14 protein-coding genes, 1 tRNA gene, 2 rRNA genes and 1 pseudogene (1 of these 18 only partly in view) are annotated in these 15,260 nt (G+C 65.0%); 9 read left to right on the plus strand and 9 right to left on the minus strand.

Annotated features, from left to right (window positions below):
- The 6 genes from DM194_RS12200 to tnpC all read left to right on the plus strand — a co-directional run.
- Nucleotides 1-870, plus strand: a 23S ribosomal RNA gene (locus tag DM194_RS12200) (it extends 1,877 nt beyond the left edge of the window).
- A gap of 135 nt (nucleotides 871-1,005) precedes the next feature.
- A 5S ribosomal RNA gene (gene rrf, locus DM194_RS12205) occupies nucleotides 1,006-1,121 on the plus strand.
- A gap of 80 nt (nucleotides 1,122-1,201) precedes the next feature.
- Nucleotides 1,202-1,278 (plus strand) — tRNA-Met (locus tag DM194_RS12210).
- 194 nt (nucleotides 1,279-1,472) lie between these two features.
- The gene (gene tnpA / locus DM194_RS12215) at nucleotides 1,473-1,883 is read left to right on the plus strand and encodes an IS66-like element accessory protein TnpA (RefSeq protein ID WP_111067545.1); all 411 of its coding nucleotides are present in this window, start codon (nucleotides 1,473-1,475) and stop codon (nucleotides 1,881-1,883) included.
- A complete protein-coding gene (gene tnpB / locus DM194_RS12220) occupies nucleotides 1,880-2,227 on the plus strand; it encodes an IS66 family insertion sequence element accessory protein TnpB (RefSeq protein ID WP_111065522.1) in 348 nt (115 codons plus the stop codon). Before tnpA ends, tnpB begins: the two co-directional genes overlap by 4 nt.
- 79 nt (nucleotides 2,228-2,306) lie before the next feature.
- The gene (gene tnpC / locus DM194_RS12225; protein ID WP_111067546.1) at nucleotides 2,307-3,929 is read left to right on the plus strand and encodes an IS66 family transposase; all 1,623 of its coding nucleotides are present in this window, start codon (nucleotides 2,307-2,309) and stop codon (nucleotides 3,927-3,929) included.
- Here tnpC and DM194_RS12230 read toward each other — a convergent pair.
- From DM194_RS12230 to DM194_RS12245, 4 genes are all read right to left on the minus strand, one after another.
- On the minus strand, nucleotides 3,820-4,866 hold the full coding sequence (locus DM194_RS12230) for a recombinase family protein (protein WP_211110591.1): 1,047 nt from the start codon (nucleotides 4,864-4,866) through the stop codon (nucleotides 3,820-3,822). The genes tnpC and DM194_RS12230 overlap by 110 nt on opposite strands.
- Before the next feature lie 138 nt (nucleotides 4,867-5,004).
- Nucleotides 5,005-5,487 carry a recombinase family protein gene (locus tag DM194_RS12235; RefSeq protein ID WP_111067547.1) on the minus strand — a complete coding sequence of 161 codons (483 nt, stop codon included), beginning with the start codon at nucleotides 5,485-5,487 and terminating at the stop codon, nucleotides 5,005-5,007.
- A 6-nt stretch (nucleotides 5,488-5,493) separates the two neighbouring features.
- Nucleotides 5,494-6,579 carry a tyrosine-type recombinase/integrase gene (locus tag DM194_RS12240; RefSeq protein WP_162630009.1) on the minus strand — a complete coding sequence of 362 codons (1,086 nt, stop codon included), beginning with the start codon at nucleotides 6,577-6,579 and terminating at the stop codon, nucleotides 5,494-5,496.
- A gap of 4 nt (nucleotides 6,580-6,583) precedes the next feature.
- A complete protein-coding gene (locus DM194_RS12245) occupies nucleotides 6,584-7,903 on the minus strand; it encodes a tyrosine-type recombinase/integrase (protein ID WP_162630010.1) in 1,320 nt (439 codons plus the stop codon).
- Nucleotides 7,904-8,184: 281 nt separating this feature from the next.
- Between DM194_RS12245 and DM194_RS12250 the strand changes: the two genes are divergently transcribed.
- The gene (locus DM194_RS12250; protein ID WP_111067550.1) at nucleotides 8,185-10,269 is read left to right on the plus strand and encodes a recombinase family protein; all 2,085 of its coding nucleotides are present in this window, start codon (nucleotides 8,185-8,187) and stop codon (nucleotides 10,267-10,269) included.
- Between the two features lie 89 nt (nucleotides 10,270-10,358).
- Here DM194_RS12250 and DM194_RS12255 read toward each other — a convergent pair whose 3' ends face one another.
- The 4 genes from DM194_RS12255 to DM194_RS12265 all read right to left on the minus strand — a co-directional run bounded on the left by DM194_RS12255 (nucleotide 10,359) and on the right by DM194_RS12265 (nucleotide 12,222).
- Complete coding sequence (locus DM194_RS12255; RefSeq protein ID WP_111067551.1) at nucleotides 10,359-10,550, minus strand: helix-turn-helix domain-containing protein; 192 nt, start codon at nucleotides 10,548-10,550, stop codon at nucleotides 10,359-10,361.
- Nucleotides 10,547-10,714, minus strand: coding sequence for a hypothetical protein (locus DM194_RS28105; RefSeq protein WP_158282116.1), 168 nt, complete (start codon nucleotides 10,712-10,714; stop codon nucleotides 10,547-10,549). The genes DM194_RS12255 and DM194_RS28105 overlap by 4 nt, the downstream gene beginning before the upstream one ends.
- A 45-nt stretch (nucleotides 10,715-10,759) precedes the next feature.
- The gene (locus DM194_RS12260; RefSeq protein ID WP_162630011.1) at nucleotides 10,760-11,485 is read right to left on the minus strand and encodes a hypothetical protein; all 726 of its coding nucleotides are present in this window, start codon (nucleotides 11,483-11,485) and stop codon (nucleotides 10,760-10,762) included.
- Between the two features lie 176 nt (nucleotides 11,486-11,661).
- A complete protein-coding gene (locus tag DM194_RS12265; protein ID WP_111067553.1) occupies nucleotides 11,662-12,222 on the minus strand; it encodes a hypothetical protein in 561 nt (186 codons plus the stop codon).
- A gap of 530 nt (nucleotides 12,223-12,752) precedes the next feature.
- On the opposite strand from DM194_RS12265, the gene DM194_RS12270 reads away from it, so the two are divergent.
- Nucleotides 12,753-13,052, plus strand: coding sequence for a helix-turn-helix domain-containing protein (locus tag DM194_RS12270; RefSeq protein WP_211110592.1), 300 nt, complete (start codon nucleotides 12,753-12,755; stop codon nucleotides 13,050-13,052).
- Between the two features lie 111 nt (nucleotides 13,053-13,163).
- Here the strand turns inward: DM194_RS12270 and DM194_RS28110 are convergent, their stop codons facing one another.
- Nucleotides 13,164-14,336 (minus strand): helix-turn-helix domain-containing protein, encoded by a 1,173-nt coding sequence (locus DM194_RS28110; protein WP_162630012.1) that lies wholly within the window; start codon nucleotides 14,334-14,336, stop codon nucleotides 13,164-13,166.
- Between the two features lie 240 nt (nucleotides 14,337-14,576).
- Between DM194_RS28110 and DM194_RS28675 the strand changes: the two are divergent.
- A pseudogene (locus DM194_RS28675) lies at nucleotides 14,577-15,062 on the plus strand (CRISPR-associated endonuclease Cas3''); the annotation flags it as partial.
- Between the last annotated feature and the right edge of the window lie 198 nt (nucleotides 15,063-15,260).

Raw genomic sequence — 15,260 nt, forward strand, 5'->3', positions numbered from 1 at the left:
GAACTCTCCGTGAAGATGCGGAGTTCCCGCGGTCAGACGGAAAGACCCCGTGCACCTTTACTACAGCTTTGCAGTGGTGCTAGGGACTTCATGTGTAGGATAGGTGGGAGGCTTGGAAGCCCGGGCGCCAGCCCGGGTGGAGCCAACCTTGAAATACCACCCTTGAAGTCTCTGGCATCTAACCGTGGCCCGTGATCCGGGTCCGGGACCCTGCATGGCGGGTAGTTTGACTGGGGCGGTCGCCTCCCAAAGTGTAACGGAGGCGCGCGATGGTGGGCTCAGAGCGGTCGGAAATCGCTCGTCGAGTGCAATGGCATAAGCCCGCCTGACTGCAAGACTGACAAGTCGAGCAGAGACGAAAGTCGGCCATAGTGATCCGGTGGCTCCACGTGGACGGGCCATCGCTCAACGGATAAAAGGTACGCCGGGGATAACAGGCTGATGACTCCCAAGAGTCCATATCGACGGAGTCGTTTGGCACCTCGATGTCGGCTCATCACATCCTGGGGCTGGAGCAGGTCCCAAGGGTTCGGCTGTTCGCCGATTAAAGTGGTACGTGAGCTGGGTTTAGAACGTCGTGAGACAGTTCGGTCCCTATCTGCCGTGGGTGTCGGAGTTTTGCGAGGATCTGTCCCTAGTACGAGAGGACCGGGATGGACATACCTCTGGTGCACCGGTTGTCACGCCAGTGGCATGGCCGGGTAGCTAAGTATGGACGGGATAACCGCTGAAAGCATCTAAGCGGGAAACCCACCTCTAAACCAGAGCTCCCTTGAGAGCCGTGACAGACCATCACGTCGATAGGAGGCATGTGGACGGGCGGCAACGCCTGAAGCTAAGCCTTACTAATCGCTCGATCGGCTTGATCTCGACCCCACACAAACCGCGCCATGCGCAGCAGCAAGCCTGCTTGACGCACGCACCGCAGTTCGATACATCCTCGCCCTCACTTGCACTGAACCCGCGATATGCTTTGGGAAAAGCGTCGGTCTTGAGCCTTGGTGACCTGGTGGTCATGGCGAGGTGTCAAACACCCGATCCCATCCCGAACTCGGCCGTGAAAAGCCTCCGCGCCAATGGTACTGCGTCTTAAGACGTGGGAGAGTAGGTCGCCGCCAGGTCACTCAGGCTCAAGAGACGCCATAACCAAAGCAAATCCGCAGGCATCGGCACGACATCCATCACCCCATATCGAGACATCCGCGGGGTGGAGCAGCCCGGTAGCTCGTCAGGCTCATAACCTGAAGGCCGCAGGTTCAAATCCTGCCCCCGCAACCACCGACAGTTGACAGCCCGCCTCCAACGAGGCGGGCTGTCGGCGTTTCGGCTCCACCTTGGCGCACGCCTCCAGGATCACCAGCAGGTCGCCATGAAGGTACGCCTCCGGTGAGTGCCGCCTTGGCAAAATAGGGTCCGACGTCTGAGATTTGCGTGGCGCGTCATTGCGCGGACGCAAACGAGTTGCAAACGTCATGGCTTACCAGCGGGTCGAGGTTCTGACGGGGACGGAGCGGCGGCGGAATTACACGCCGGCGGAGAAGGTCCGAATGGTCGAGGAGGCGTTCCGCCCCGGCGTGGTGGTGACGGAAGCGGCCCGCCGGCTGGGCGTGCACGAAAGTCTGCTATACCGCTGGCGAGGGCTGATGCAGGCGAGCGGGAGCGCGGTGGCCGAACCGTCCAGCTTCGTCGCAGTGACCATCACGCCGGAGCCGACCGTAACAGAACCGCCGGTCTTGGAGCCCCCTGAACCATTGCCGCCTCCAGCGACGCTGGCCACGAGCCCAGCGATCCTCGAGGTCATCCTGCCCGGCGGGGCACGCCTGCGTCTGGAAGGGCCGGTCGATCCGGCTCTGGCGGCGGCCGTCATCGGTGCTCTGGCATGATCCCGGTGCCGAGTGGCGTGCGGGTGTGGCTGGCCAGCGGACACACCGACATGCGCAAGGGCTGGGCAAGCTTGGCGCTTCTGGTGCAGGAACGCTTCGCCCAAGACCCGCACAGCGGCCATCTCTTCATCTTCCGCGGGCGCCGCGGCGATCTGGTGAAGATCATCTGGTATGACGGCCAGGGCAGTTGCCTGTTCATGAAGAGGCTGGAGCGGGGCCGCTTCATCTGGCCCACGCCGGCGGACGGCGCGGTGTCGATCTCGGTTGGGCAGATGGGTTATCTGCTCGAAGGCATCGACTGGCGCAACCCGCAGAAGACCTGGCGTCCCGAGGCCGCGGGGTGACTGCGACACGGTGAATCGACGCACCGGTTCAGGGGCGATTGCGGCGGCTCGACGGCGCGTTCCCAGGTAAACTGGCGCCATGACCGCCGCCCCGCTCCCCTCCACCTCGGCCGACGACGTCGCCAACTTGCGCGCTGCCTTGGCGCAGGCCGAGGCGCGGGCGGATGCGGCGGAAGCCGAAGCGGCGCGGGCCAAGGCGATGGCGTCGAACACCGAGGCGCTGATCGCCGGCCTGAAGCTGGAAATCGAGAAACTCCGGCGCGAACTCTACGGGACGCGCTCCGAGCGCAAGGCGCGTCTGCTGGACCAGTTGGAGTTCCAGCTCGAAGAGTTGGAAGCGACGGCCAGCGAGGACGAACTGGCGGCCGAGCAGGCCGCTGCCAAAACCACCGCGGTGGCGGCCTTTACCCGCAAACGGCCATCACGCCAACCCTTCCCCGACCACCTGCCGCGCGAGCGCGTCGTTGTGCCGGCACCGGCGAGCTGCCCGTGCTGCGGCTCGGACAAGCTGTGCAAGCTGGGCGAGACGATCACCGAGACGCTGGAGGTGATCCCGCGCCAGTGGAAGGTGATCCAGACGGTGCGGGAACGGTTCTCCTGCCGGGCCTGCGAGACGATCAGCCAGCCGCCGGCGCCGTTCCACGCCACCCCACGGGGCTGGGCCGGCCCCAACCTGCTGGCCACCCTCCTGTTCGAGAAGTTCGGCCAGCATCAGCCGCTGAACCGGCAGGCCGAACGCTTTGCGCGCGAGGGCGTGCCGCTCAGCCTGTCCACCCTGGCCGACCAGGTGGGCGCCGCCGCCGCGGTGCTGAAGCCGCTGCACGACCTGATCGCCGCGCATGTACTGGCAGCCGAGCGGCTGCATGGAGACGACACGCCCGTGCCCGTGCTGGCCAAAGGCAAGACCGACACCGGGCGGCTGTGGGTGTATGTGCGTGATGACCGGCCGTTTGCCGGCCAAGCCCCACCGGCAGCGCTGTTCCACTATTCGCGAGACCGCAAGGGCGAGCATCCCGAACGGCACCTGGCCGGCTTCACGGGCTGGCTGCAGGCCGATGCGTTCGCCGGCTATAACCGGCTGTACGAACCTGAGCGCCGACCGGGGCCGATCAGCGCCGCACTGTGCTGGGCGCATGCAAGGCGCGGCTTCTTCAAGCTGGCCGACATCGCCGCGAACACCAGACGCGGCAAGGATGCCCCGCCGATCTCACCGCTGGCCCTGGAAGCCGTGACCCACATCGACGCCCTCTTCGATCTCGAGCGCGCCCTGAACGGCAAGCCCGCGGCCGAGCGGCTGGCGGCCCGCCAGGAGCACGGCGTCGCCCTGGTGGCCACGCTGGAGAACTGGATGCGGACGGAGCGCGCCCGGCTCTCCCGCCATGCCCCCGTGGCCAAGGCGATGGACTACATGCTGACGCGCTGGGACGGCTTCACGCGCTTCCTCGGCGACGGCCGGCTGTGTCTCACGAACAACGCCGCCGAACGCGGCCTGCGCGGGATCGCCCTGGGCAGAAAGGCGTGGCTGTTCTGCGGCTCCGATCGCGGCGGGCAGCGGGCGGCGATCATGTACGGCCTGATCACCACCGCCAAGCTCAACGAAGTTGACCCGCAGGCGTGGCTGGCCGACGTGCTGGCCCGCATCGCCGACCTGCCGCAGAACCGCCTGCCCGAACTGCTGCCCTGGAACTGGAAGGCAATCTGACTGCGGCACTCACCGGATGCGTACGGTCCGACAGCTGGGGGTGCAGCAGGACCGACGGCAGGTCCGCATCGGACTCCTCGGCTTCCGCAAGCAGTCGTGCCTTGTCGGCCTCCAGGATGGTCAGGCGCTCTTTCATCGACTCGTGGTACAGCCCGTCTTCGATCGCCTTGAGAATGCCGGCGATCTTGCGCTCGACCGCCGCCAGTTCGCGCTCGCGCGTGCGGCGGTTGGCTTCGCGGTCGGCCGTTGCCGCTTCGACGCCGGCACGGAAGCTGTCCACGAACTCCCGGACCAGCTCGGGCGCGAGCAGGCGCTCTTTCAGCCCGGTGAGCACCCGCCGCTCGATGTCAAAGCGGCTGATGGTGCGGTCGTTGGCGCAATTGCCCTTGCGGCGGCGACCACTGCAGCCATAGAGCTCCTTGCCCATGATGGTGTAGCCGGCGCCGCAGCACCCGCAGGTCAGCAGCCCCGACAGCAGAAACTTGCGCCGGTGCGCCCGGTTCAGCGCATTGCCCTGGTCATCACGAGTGATTTCGAAGCTGATCGATGCCTGCCGCTCCTTGACCCGCTCCCACAGTGCCGCGTCGACGATGCGCAGCTCCGGCACCTCCACCACTTCCCATGCCTCTGGCGGGTTGGGCCGCGCAACCCGCTTGCCGGTTTCCGGATCCTTGACGTAGGAGCAGCGGTTCCATTCCAGCCGGCCGGCATAGATCGCGTTGTTGAGGATCCCGGTGCCGCGCTCGACCTGACCGCGGATGGTGGTGTCCTGCCAGAGCCGGCCCTCCGGACCGGGCACACCGTCGGCGTTGAGGCGCTTGGCGATGGCGCGCGGGCTGACGCCTTCAGCGAACAGGCGGAAGATGCGCTGGACGACTTCGGCTTCGGCCCCGTTGATCCGCCGCTTGCCACGACCGTCAGCGTCGCCCTCCAGCACATCATATCATCGAGCGTAAATTCTGACACATCAGACTTTACGCTCGCCCTCAGACGGCGGGCGCGGCCGTCCGGCCGCTTGCCTTCGCAGGCATGGGCCTGCGGGGCCGCAGTCGCGGCCTTTACCTCCGAGCATAAGTCAGGACTTACGCTCGGCGGTATCATAGCCGAAGGCCTTGCCGCCCGGCATGCGGCCAGCCATGGCGCGTCCGAGCTGGCCGCGGCGGGTCTTGTCCGCCAAATCCTTCAAGGCGACCTGGGCCATCATGCCCATGACGGCGACGTGGATGGTGGTGATTTCGCCGAGCTGCGGGGTGAACAGTCGCACTCCGTGGAAGGCGAGGCGGTCCTGAAGGTCGGCGGTGTCGGCGAGGCGGCGGCCGAGGCGGTCGATCGCCTCGCACAGCACGATGTCGAAGCGCCGCTGTCCGGCCTCGCGCAGCAGCTTCTGGAAGGCCGGACGGTGACGGCTGGCGCCGCTGAGGGCGGCGTCACTGTAGTGGTCGACGACAGTCCAGCCCTGGCGCTCGGCATAGCGCCGACAGACCTCGATCTGGTCGGCGATGGAGGCTTCACGTTGCTGGTCGCTGGAGTAGCGGGCGTAGATGACGGCACGCATCATGAGCTCCTACGGGCGCTCGCCGCGGACGGCGCGGCGCAGGTGGGTGATGTGGTCAGTTAGGGTGGCCTGATAGCGGCGGCTGGCATCCAGCCCCTTGGCCATCGTGTAGTGGCGCTCGCTCGTCCGCAGCGTGCTGTGGCCGAGCAGCGCCGCCGTCAGCCGGGCACCCTGTGGGTCGTCGAGGGCGATGCTGGTCGCGGCGCAGTGGCGCAGCAGGTGCGGGTTGATCCGCTCGCCGAGTACAGCTGGGGTGGCGCGCTCGAAGCGGCTGGAGACGCCATTGAGGGTCATCGGCAGCCCCTCGCGGGTGATCCACAGGGCATCATAGGCGTGGCCTTGCAGCAGCCGCGGCCGGTGCTGGTCGAGATAACGTGCCATGTGGGGCACCAAGCTGGCCGGCAGCGGGAAGCTCATCGGACCGCCGCACTTGAGGTCTTCGCGTTCCAGCTGGATCAAGAAGCCATCGGAGGTCGGCCGGAGATGCTGCCCCACCCGCAAACCGGCCAACGTGCGGCGGCGGATCGGCCGTGAAATGGTGAGGGCGAACATCAGGGCGTCGCGGAAGCCGGTGGCATGGGCGAACGGCCGGGTTTCGGGCTTGCCGTCGATTCCGGCAAGGGCGGCGAGGGCGCGCTGGTAAAGGTCGGCAGCGTTGCGGATGCGCGGCGCAATCGGACGCCGGTTGGCAGCGCCGCGCTTCAGGCGACCGGCGGTGCGGCGCAGCCACCCCCAATCGGCGTCGGGCGCCAGGGCCGGCATGATGGCGGCGAGCTGGTCGATGGTGGTCCACAAGGACAGCGGCGCCAGGGTCGGACGCAACAGGTCGATGTAGCTGCGCACCATGTCCGGCGTCACGCGGTCGCCAGGACCAGCATCCGGCATCAGCAGATACTGCTGATCGAGGAAGGTGAGCCAGCGGCCATAGTTGGCGCCGCGGCCGCGACGGGTGGCAGGCGCCCAGTCGGCGGCGGCACCGGCGTCATCCAGCGGCCCGCCAGCTTCGCAGGCGGTTTGCCACAAGGCGCGGTCCTGCTCAGGCCACGCGCTGACCGGCATGCTGCGGCGGTCGATGGTCGCGGAGGTCTTGCTCATCGCCTCAGCGCCCCACGACCTTGCCGCGGAGTGAGCTGGTGCGTTCCAGGATGTTGGCGTCATAGCGGGCGACCGCGGCGGCGGTGTCCTGGCCGGTGTAGTAGGTCACCGTCGTATCGGTGGAGCGATGGCCGAGGAGCTGGCGCGACAGCTCGTAATTGCCGGGATCGAACTGCTGGCTGAGCTTGCCGGCGAGGTGGCGGAACAGGTGCGGATTGACGGCAAGGCCGGTGTGGTCGCGCACCGCCCGCTCGATCTGCGCCGTCAAAGCGGTGATGTGCTTGCAGCCGCCATCGCGCCCGGGGAACAGCAAGCCGTCGGTGTCCGACGTCAGCAGCGGATGATAGCGCGTCATGAAGTGGTCGATCATCCGCACCAGCGGCTCCGGCAGCACCGCCTCGATCGGCTGGCTGGTCTTGGTCTCCTCCGCCGGGATGACGAGATGGACGACGGCGTGACGGCCGGAGCGGCTGCGGCAGAGATGGCGATGGACGTCCAGCCGCAGCAGGTTGAGGCGGCGCAGCGGCACCAGCAACAGAATCTGAATTGCCACCGCGGTCTGCGCCATCAGGGCTTCCCGGCGGCTGGGCGCCGCCACGCGGTCGGCCTTGTCCATCAACCGCACCGGCAGGGTAAGCAGGGCCAGCAGGTGCTTGGGATCGTCGAAGGCGCGCAGGCGGGCGCGGTTCTTGGCGGTCATGCCCTTGCGGCGGACACCGAGCTTGGCGACCAGCTTGTTCAGCCGCTCCAGGTCGGCCTTCGGTGCCTGAACCCAGTGGCGGGCGACAGAGAGCAGGCACTTCGCCTGTTCGATCAGACCGGGGCTGGCTCCGCACCGCCGGGTCATCAGCCACAGCAGGGCGGCCTTGAAGCGCTCCGGCACCACCAGCGCCGCCAGCGTGGTCAACGCCTGGGGGTCTTCGCCGGCATGGACGAGGGCAGCGGCGAAACGCAGCACATGGCCGCGAGCGGTCTTCAGCGAACTGGGGCGTAACGGGCGGGCCGGGCCGAACTCGTCCAGCGGGTCGGCGCCGGACAGCCGCCGCATCCATGCCGCCAGATCGGTGGCAAAGGACGGCGGGAGGCGGTCCAACGGCAGCTGGTAGTCGTCCCGGTTGCTGGTGACCGGCACCGGCGCAACCGGCCAGCCGGGCAGGGCGGCGGCGACGGCGCGGTTCCACTGCTGGCGCGCCATCCGCTCGACCCGCTGCGGCTTGGCGACCAGCGTACCGGACGCCAGCGAAGCGGCGAAGGCGGTGAAGGTGGCGTCCGACACGGCGTCCGGCGCGATGCCGTGGTCAACGCAGTACCGCAGGAAGTGCACGGTCCGAACGCAATCGACCGGGTCCGCTTTACCATCTCCCTTGAGTTCCATTGGGCGAGCATCTCCGGGACGAAGGGGCGCCGCCTCCGGTAGCCGTCGAGCGTGGCTGTTGATCGGGGCACTTCTCCAGGAAGGTGCCCGATGCCCCGAGATCCATGCCCCCCTACACAGTGCTGGTCCGTGCGGTCGGTTTTTGTCCGCACCCGAGGTGGGCCAGAGCGCCTCGACCTCGCCTACCGCAGCTTGCTTGATCCCGTTCCCGTGACCGAGGGAGAACCGCCATGCGCGCCGCCATCTACGCCCGTGTCTCGACCGAGCGCCAGGAGCGCCAGCAAACCATCGACAGCCAACTCGACGCCTTGCGCGCCTGGGCTCGCAACGCAGGACACGACCTGAATGAGGCCCATGTCTTCCGTGACGAAGGCTACAGTGGAGCCCGTCTCGACCGACCTGGTCTTGATGCACTGCGCGACGCCGTGCGCGATCACGAGGTCGACATCGTCGGCGTTCTTGCCCCCGACCGCCTCGCCCGCCGTTACGCCTACCAAGTACTCGTGCTTGAGGAGTTCCGGCGCGTCGGCTGCAATATCGCTTTTTGCAACCGCGCCATCTCGGACGATCCCGGCGACCAGCTCCTGCTCCAGATTCAGGGCGCCGTCGCCGAGTATGAGCGCGCCCTGCTCGGTGAACGATTTCGTCGTGGCAAGCTCCAGAAGGCCCGGGCCGGTCAGTTCCTCGGCGTGCGCCCGCCATACGGCTACCGCTATCTGCCGTGCTCCCAAGAGGGCGGCGGTCGCTTGGTTGTTGAGGAAGCCGAGGCCGAACTCGTGCGCTTGATGTATGGCTGGCTGGTCGAGGAGCGCATGACCGTGCGCCAGATCATCAAGCGCCTGAACCTGGGGCCGTGGTTCCCGCGGTGTGGTCGCCGCTCATGGTCGTCCTCGACGGTGCATCATATTCTCGCCGATCCGGTTTACGCTGGCACTGCCTACGCGAACCGCTACGAGTATGTTCCGGCTCAGAAACCTCGAAGCCGCAAGCCCAACTACCACGGTAAAGGGCACCGCCGATTGCGGCCAAAGGACCAGTGGATCGCCATCCCGGTTCCAGCGTTGATAGATCAAGACACTTGGGACCGTGCGCAGGCACAACTGGCAAGAAACGCCACCCTATCATTCCGGAATAACAAGCGACACGATTACCTGCTGCGCTGCCTGCTGACCTGTGGAACGTGCGGTCTCGCCATGTTCGGCGTCACCAGACGGATGGCTTCAGGCGATCGACATCTCTATGCCTGTTCTGGCAAGGATACCGTCCTGCGGGCACGCGAAACTCCCTGCCCCCGTGCTCCGGTATGGGGCGAGGAGCTGGAACAGGCCGTATGGGCTCATGTCCGTGGTCTGCTCGGCGACCCTGAGCGACTGATCGCTGAGTTTCGCCGCTTGGCGAGCGATCCGGATCGGGATGCCACTCGCGAGGAGATCGCTGAGCGTGGCCTGCGCGGTCGTCTGGAACGGATTGCCCGAGCCGAGGACCGGTTACTCGATGCCTACCAAGCTGAAGTCATCGAACTGGGCGAGCTGACTGACCGTCGTAGGCGGCTTTCTGAGCAGCGCCACGACTTGGAAAAGCAACTGGAGCAACGGCGGGTGCTCGCCCAACATCACGCGCAGGCTCAAGAGGTGCTGGCCGACCTGGAGGCGTTCTGCAAAAGAATCCGTGGTCGTCTTGATGAGGCCACCTTCCAGGAGCGGCAGGCGATCTTGCAGCTCGTCGTCGAGCGCGTCATCGTCCACGAGAACAGCCTGGAGATCCGCCATGTCATCCCGTTGCGCGAACCGCCGCTTGGACGTGACCCGCTCGCGGCGGGCAATGATGGATTGCGTTCGGATCGTGCGGGCGAGACCGCGCTGCATCGCCGGGTCGGTGACCACCGCGCGGAGGCTGTACCAAGGCTCCGGCAAGTGGCAGGCGAGGCGCCGGTGGACCGCGGCGGAACCGTAGCGGCGCAGCAGGGTGCTGACGGCGGAGCGGATGTTCTGCCAGCGCTTGAGCGACAGGCCGTGAGCCGTCGGATGCACGACGGCAACCAGCGGGCGCAGGGCGTCAAAGCTGGCCGGGATGGCGGCGAGGTCGCGTCCGACGATGCGGCCGAAACAGCGCAGGGACGAGGCATGATCCCGGGCGCGCTCCGGCGGCAGGGCGGGGTCGGCCAGGACGCGCGTCAGCAGGTCGGCCAGGGAACGCACCGGCGGCATATCAAGCACCGCAGGCGGGCTGAGCGGAAACTGGGAAGTGGTGGCGATGGTCATCCGTGGGCTCAAGAAGACAGGAGTGGACAGGAAGTCCTGATTGGGAAGACGTAGCACGTTTTTGGTTCGAAAATACGAGGGCCACCTCTTCCCGATGATCGTCCAAGTCCTTGCCGCTACTGGACAAGAATGGACAGAGGTGGTCAGTTGATCCAGCGCTGCCTGAGGAAGATGTCGAGGTCCTTCGGCTGGATGCGGATCTGATGGCCGAGGCGGACGGTGGGCAGGTTGCCCGACGTAATCCAGCGGCGGATGGTCTTGATGCTGACCTGCAGGCGCTCGGCGACCTCAGGGATGGTCAGCAGGGCGGGGGGACGGGAAGGGGGCTTGCTCATTCCGGCTTCGGGGGCTGCGTCGCCTCGCCCGAAGCCGCCAGGTATTCCCGCGCCGCCATGCGGCCCAGCAGGCGCGCCAGCGCACGCAGGCGCTCGACCGCAACCTCGGATTCGGGAGGGGTGCAGGGGGTGGCGGTGTCGGGGGAGAGGACATGGTGGGTCATCCCCTCTTCGTGCCAAAGCTGGACGCTTGTGCCGAAAGGGCCAGATCAGCTTTGCGGCGCAGCTGATTTGTTCGGGTCGGTTCGCCGGGCTTTTATGGCGCGCCTTACTGCGGTGCGCAGGGCGTTCTTGGTTGGCGTGTAGCCCAGCGCCTGCAGGCAGAGCTGGAGGAAGTGGACCAGCGGTCCGCTGGCGGCCCCGCTCATGTCGTCCCAGGAGGTGCCGGGCGGCCGGTCGCTGATCGCCTCATAGATGTCCAGCAGGAAGTCGAAAGTCATGTGGTACCCGGCCGCGGCCTTGTGGCGCGTTCCACCGACGCCGGAAGCAACGCGGTCCGCTTCCGCATCGCGCACCAGTTCGGCCGCAGCCCGCAGCATCAGCACGCCGCTGAAGGCATCTTCAAGCGCGTGGTCTGCCTGCCCATCGATGATGGCGGAGTTAGGGTCGTCCGGCGTCAATTGCGCGGCCAAGCCCCACAGGAGCTGCGGGACAGGTCGGAGGTGCCCACCTTGCGGCGTATCATCCTGGATGGCCTCCAGCAGGGCGTTGCAGGCCGTCATGATGCGCTTCATCCGGTCGCGGGTGGCGCTGGGGGCGGGCGTCTGGTTGATGGCTGCCTGGGACGCTGCCAAGGCCGGAAGTTGCTCGACGTAGAGGCGCCATGCCGCAATCTTGATGGGATCAGACAACTGCAGCCGATCGACGACAGCATCGAACAATGGCCGCCATGGCTCATCCTGCATTTCCGTCGGCGGAGGTGCCTGTTCCGTCATGATGGCTCGCTGTGATGTCGAAGGGGGATAGTGCCGCGGTACCGCGTCGGATCATACCGGGACCATTCGGCGGCATGAAGGGCGGCTGATGCCGCCCTTCCCCCGCCATGCCCAGCCTTGCCATGCCACGCCGATCCATGCCACGCCAAGGCTGCATTGAGGCGCCAGTCGGCCCCTCAATGCACCGTGAAGCGCCCGAATTTCGGGCGCCAATCTCCAAGGTCGATCACCTCGCCGGTGGTGCGGATGATGTCCAGGACATCATCCTCGCTCAGCAGCGACGGCATGAACTGGATGGTGACTGCAGCGCTCCAGTCGTCGAAGCGCGGCCGGACTCGCATCACCCGCAGGCGTTCGACCCGGACGCCGGTGCGAAAGCGGAAGCGGCCATCATCCCACAACGCCTCCGGCTCGCGGGGGCCGTCATACTGAAGCGGGATGTTGCCGTCACACAGGATGCCCGCTTTGGCCAGCGGCCCGCGGCGTTTGCGCTTGGCGCCGTCGATCAGCGCCGCCTCGATCAACTCGCCCGGGAGGCAGGGTTCGCCACCATGCAGATAAAGTGAGCCAAGGAACTCAAGCTTGGCCATCCGCTCCAGGTCAGCTTCCGTCTTCGGCCGCTTGCTGCTCAGTTTCTTGATGTCCTTGACCAGCGGGTCGAGCGGATCGGCAAGCCGGCCGTTGTGCATGAGAAGGGGAGATACGCCGGTGATCTGGAAGCTCAGGAGCTGATACATCGGGGCACTCCAGCCGCGGACGAGGGCGGCTCGGCTTGGTGTCGGGGAGGGTGACCATGGCCCTGGCGTAGCGGCGGCCACGCAGCATGCTGGTCACGGTCTCGTGGCAGGGCGCGCACAGCGTCGTCACGGCCTCCAGGCGGTCCTGGGTCCAGTCGCCGCGGGGCGGATAAATGCGGTGGTGCCCTTCCAGCCGGTCTGTCGCGTTGCACAGGACGCACCGCCCGCCATCGCGGGCGAACGCATCACGCCGCAGAGCGCGCCATTGAGGACTGGCGAGGTAAGCGGCGTAACCGGCGGGGCCGCGGGCAAATCGCGCCGCCGCGGCTGATGGGTGCTCTGCTGATAGGGAAGTGTCCGCCGCTGAGGTGTCCGTCGGCTTGCATGGGCTCATGCCGATCCATTGGTTCGTCTTCACGAAGAAATACCGATCTGTCAGGCCGTGGTCAAGGCGCTATAACGGCGTAATGATCCGGCTCATGCCACTAAGCTTGAAGCAGCGTGTCGGGTTGAGGGTCAAGGAGGCGCGGGTGGCCCGCGGCCTCACCCAAGAGGCATTGGCGGAGTTGGTCGGCCGGACGGTTGAGGCAGTGTCCAACATCGAACGAGGCCGCACCTTCCCGACGATTGAGACGCTGGAGCAGCTCGGCTACAGCCTTGGGGTGCCAGTGCAGCAGTTTTTCGAAGGTGCTGAACCGAATGTTGATGATCAGAGATATATTTTGGAGGGAAAATTGCGAGATATTGGGCGGCAGTTGTCTTTAGAAGATCTTGAAATTGCAGTTGAACAGCTCAAAGTATTTATTAGATTTAAAGCTAGGGTTCAATAGTAGAAATTCCACTTAAGAAGCGAAAAAATATGAAGTCGGCAATCTATTTTATAGAAGTCGACTTCATAGATTTTCAGAGAAATTATAAAAGCCGTTTATTATTTTTAATACTCAGAAGGCCCATCGTGGAACGCGGCTAGGCTTCAGATTGCTTTCATAAGCATATTTAATTGTCTGATCTCTTATACGGATTTTGACGTATCCGTCTGTAGTCCATTCACCTTCAATTTTTGCTTCCCCATAGCGGTTGTGCTTGACGCTATCGCCAACTGAAAAAATCGGCTTGTGCGGTTCTGTTCTGGCAGGTTCGACGGAAGGTGCGTTCAGGACATTTCTTTTCTTCGTAGGTTTTGACGAACGCTTCATAGACGTCGACTGATCAGCATTCTTCTTTGAGGGGCGTTGCCTTTCCGCCGCCTCTGTTGGGCTGTTGTCCAATTTGGCTCGTTTGCTTGCAGAGGAACCGGAAGATTTAACTGTCTTCGCCTGCGGCGGCTGAGGGTCTTCAAGCCAGCACTCCCCACGCAGCCAGTTGTGCGGGAACTTGAGGTATTTGGGGTCGGTAAAGTGGGCCTTAGCGATCGCATACCGCTGCATGGCCGCGATCAAAACAGACGGTGTCGCGACACCAGAGGCCAAGGCATCTCGGTAAGCTTCCATGGCTTGCTTCCGCTGCTCCCGTTTGGGGCAGGCTGACCAGAACTCGTCAAAGCGTTCCATATGGGCGTCGTCTCCATCCGTTACCCCGCCGTCGACGGCGCCGCCAACGGCGGTGACGGCGCTGGGCGGCGGTGGGGTAACCCCCTCTTCCTCTCCCCCGGGGTTAAACCCGGGGAGAGAAGAGGGAAGGGGGAGCGTGGACGCTACCAGTCTGGTGCGCCGACGCTCCTGGTCGACGGCGTCTGCGCTACTGGTAGCGTCCGCGCTGCTGGTGCTGCCAGAAACCTCATTCGCATCGCCTGCGGTCTGAAGATGGGCAGGACGATAGGACAAATTCGGGCGATAGACATTCGCCATGCGATCGCCCTCCTTGTTCGATCCACCGCGCCTGTGGACCGGCAAGACTCCAGTGCGTTCCAAATTTTTAAGTCCTCGTTGAACGCCGCTCCTGCTGGCGCCCGTCCGTTCGGATAGGCGCTCAAAACCAACGCGAGCGAGGCCGCTGTTGTTGTCGAGGCAATGGAGGACGCAGGCGACGATGCCGATTTCGATGCGGCTACGATCAGGGTCGCAGGCAACTGCATCCAGAAGGCGAAATTTGTCGAGCAGGCTGATAGCGGGCAAGATAGGCTCCCAAGGGTGTTGAGGTGCCTACTCTTGGCGCTGGGTTCCGGTTATGCCCGATCGGTTACCAGCGATAGGGAAGGGACTGAACAGTGGCTGACTCTTGCTGCGGCCATTAAGGAGACTGGGCACGTACACAAATAACTTCTTTTGCGAGATAAAACGTAAAATCTTGATCAAATCCGGATCGTGACGCATGCTGACAACTCTCAAAAGAGTTGATGGATCGCGGGTCATCTCATGAGTGCAGTGGTATACGCGCATTCTGTTCCCGGCCGGGATGAAGTGCTATGGGAGCCGCTGGCGGCTCACCTGACCAAGGTCGCCGATCGGGCGGAGAGGCTTGCTGCCACGTTCGGCGGCCAAGAGCTTGCACGAGTCATGGGCGCGCTCCATGACATCGGCAAGGCTCGGGACGCATTCCAATCCTATATCCGGGGCCAAGGGACGAGCGTCGACCATTCGACCGCGGGCGCCGTCATCGCTGAGCGCAACTACCCTGCGCCGTATGGCCGGATGATGGCTTATGGGATCGCCGGCCATCATGCCGGACTGGCCAACGGCTGCATTGCTGGCAGCGGATTATCGTCGCTGAAAGACCGGCTGGCAGCCGGGGCCGCTACGCTCCTGCCGGTACGCTGTCTGACGCCTGACCTCGACATTGCGCCGACGTCGGTCGCTCTGGCTGCGCCGGTGCTGTCCGAGGGGTTCACGCACGAGTTCTCCGCCGCCTTTCTCATTCGCATGCTCTTTTCCTGTCTCGTCGATGCCGATCGGCTGGAGACGGAGCGATTTTATGCCGATCTGCTTGATGAGCCGGTCGAGCGGGGATGCACGCTCACGGTCACCGATCTTCGTGACCGGCTGAATGCGCATCTGGCTCAATTTGAGGGACGGACCAGCGCAGTCAATAGTTTGCGGGCG

It is taken from the genome of Azospirillum ramasamyi, assembly GCF_003233655.1.
In the GTDB taxonomy this organism is placed as follows: domain Bacteria; phylum Pseudomonadota; class Alphaproteobacteria; order Azospirillales; family Azospirillaceae; genus Azospirillum; species Azospirillum ramasamyi.

What these genes read in the sequence shown, in the direction of transcription:
- DM194_RS12255 (WP_111067551.1), bottom strand. Translation starts at nt 10,550, where the DNA reads ATGAGCAAGCCCCCTTCCCGTCCCCCCGCCCTGCTGACCATCCCTGAG.
- DM194_RS12235 (WP_111067547.1), bottom strand. Translation starts at nt 5,487, where the DNA reads ATGATGCGTGCCGTCATCTACGCCCGCTACTCCAGCGACCAGCAACGT.
- DM194_RS12240 (WP_162630009.1), bottom strand. Translation starts at nt 6,579, where the DNA reads ATGAGCAAGACCTCCGCGACCATCGACCGCCGCAGCATGCCGGTCAGC.
- tnpC (WP_111067546.1), top strand. Translation starts at nt 2,307, where the DNA reads ATGACCGCCGCCCCGCTCCCCTCCACCTCGGCCGACGACGTCGCCAAC.
- tnpB (WP_111065522.1), top strand. Translation starts at nt 1,880, where the DNA reads ATGATCCCGGTGCCGAGTGGCGTGCGGGTGTGGCTGGCCAGCGGACAC.
- DM194_RS12265 (WP_111067553.1), bottom strand. Translation starts at nt 12,222, where the DNA reads ATGTATCAGCTCCTGAGCTTCCAGATCACCGGCGTATCTCCCCTTCTC.
- DM194_RS28105 (WP_158282116.1), bottom strand. Translation starts at nt 10,714, where the DNA reads ATGACCCACCATGTCCTCTCCCCCGACACCGCCACCCCCTGCACCCCT.
- DM194_RS12250 (WP_111067550.1), top strand. Translation starts at nt 8,185, where the DNA reads ATGCGCGCCGCCATCTACGCCCGTGTCTCGACCGAGCGCCAGGAGCGC.
- tnpA (WP_111067545.1), top strand. Translation starts at nt 1,473, where the DNA reads ATGGCTTACCAGCGGGTCGAGGTTCTGACGGGGACGGAGCGGCGGCGG.
- DM194_RS12260 (WP_162630011.1), bottom strand. Translation starts at nt 11,485, where the DNA reads ATGACGGAACAGGCACCTCCGCCGACGGAAATGCAGGATGAGCCATGG.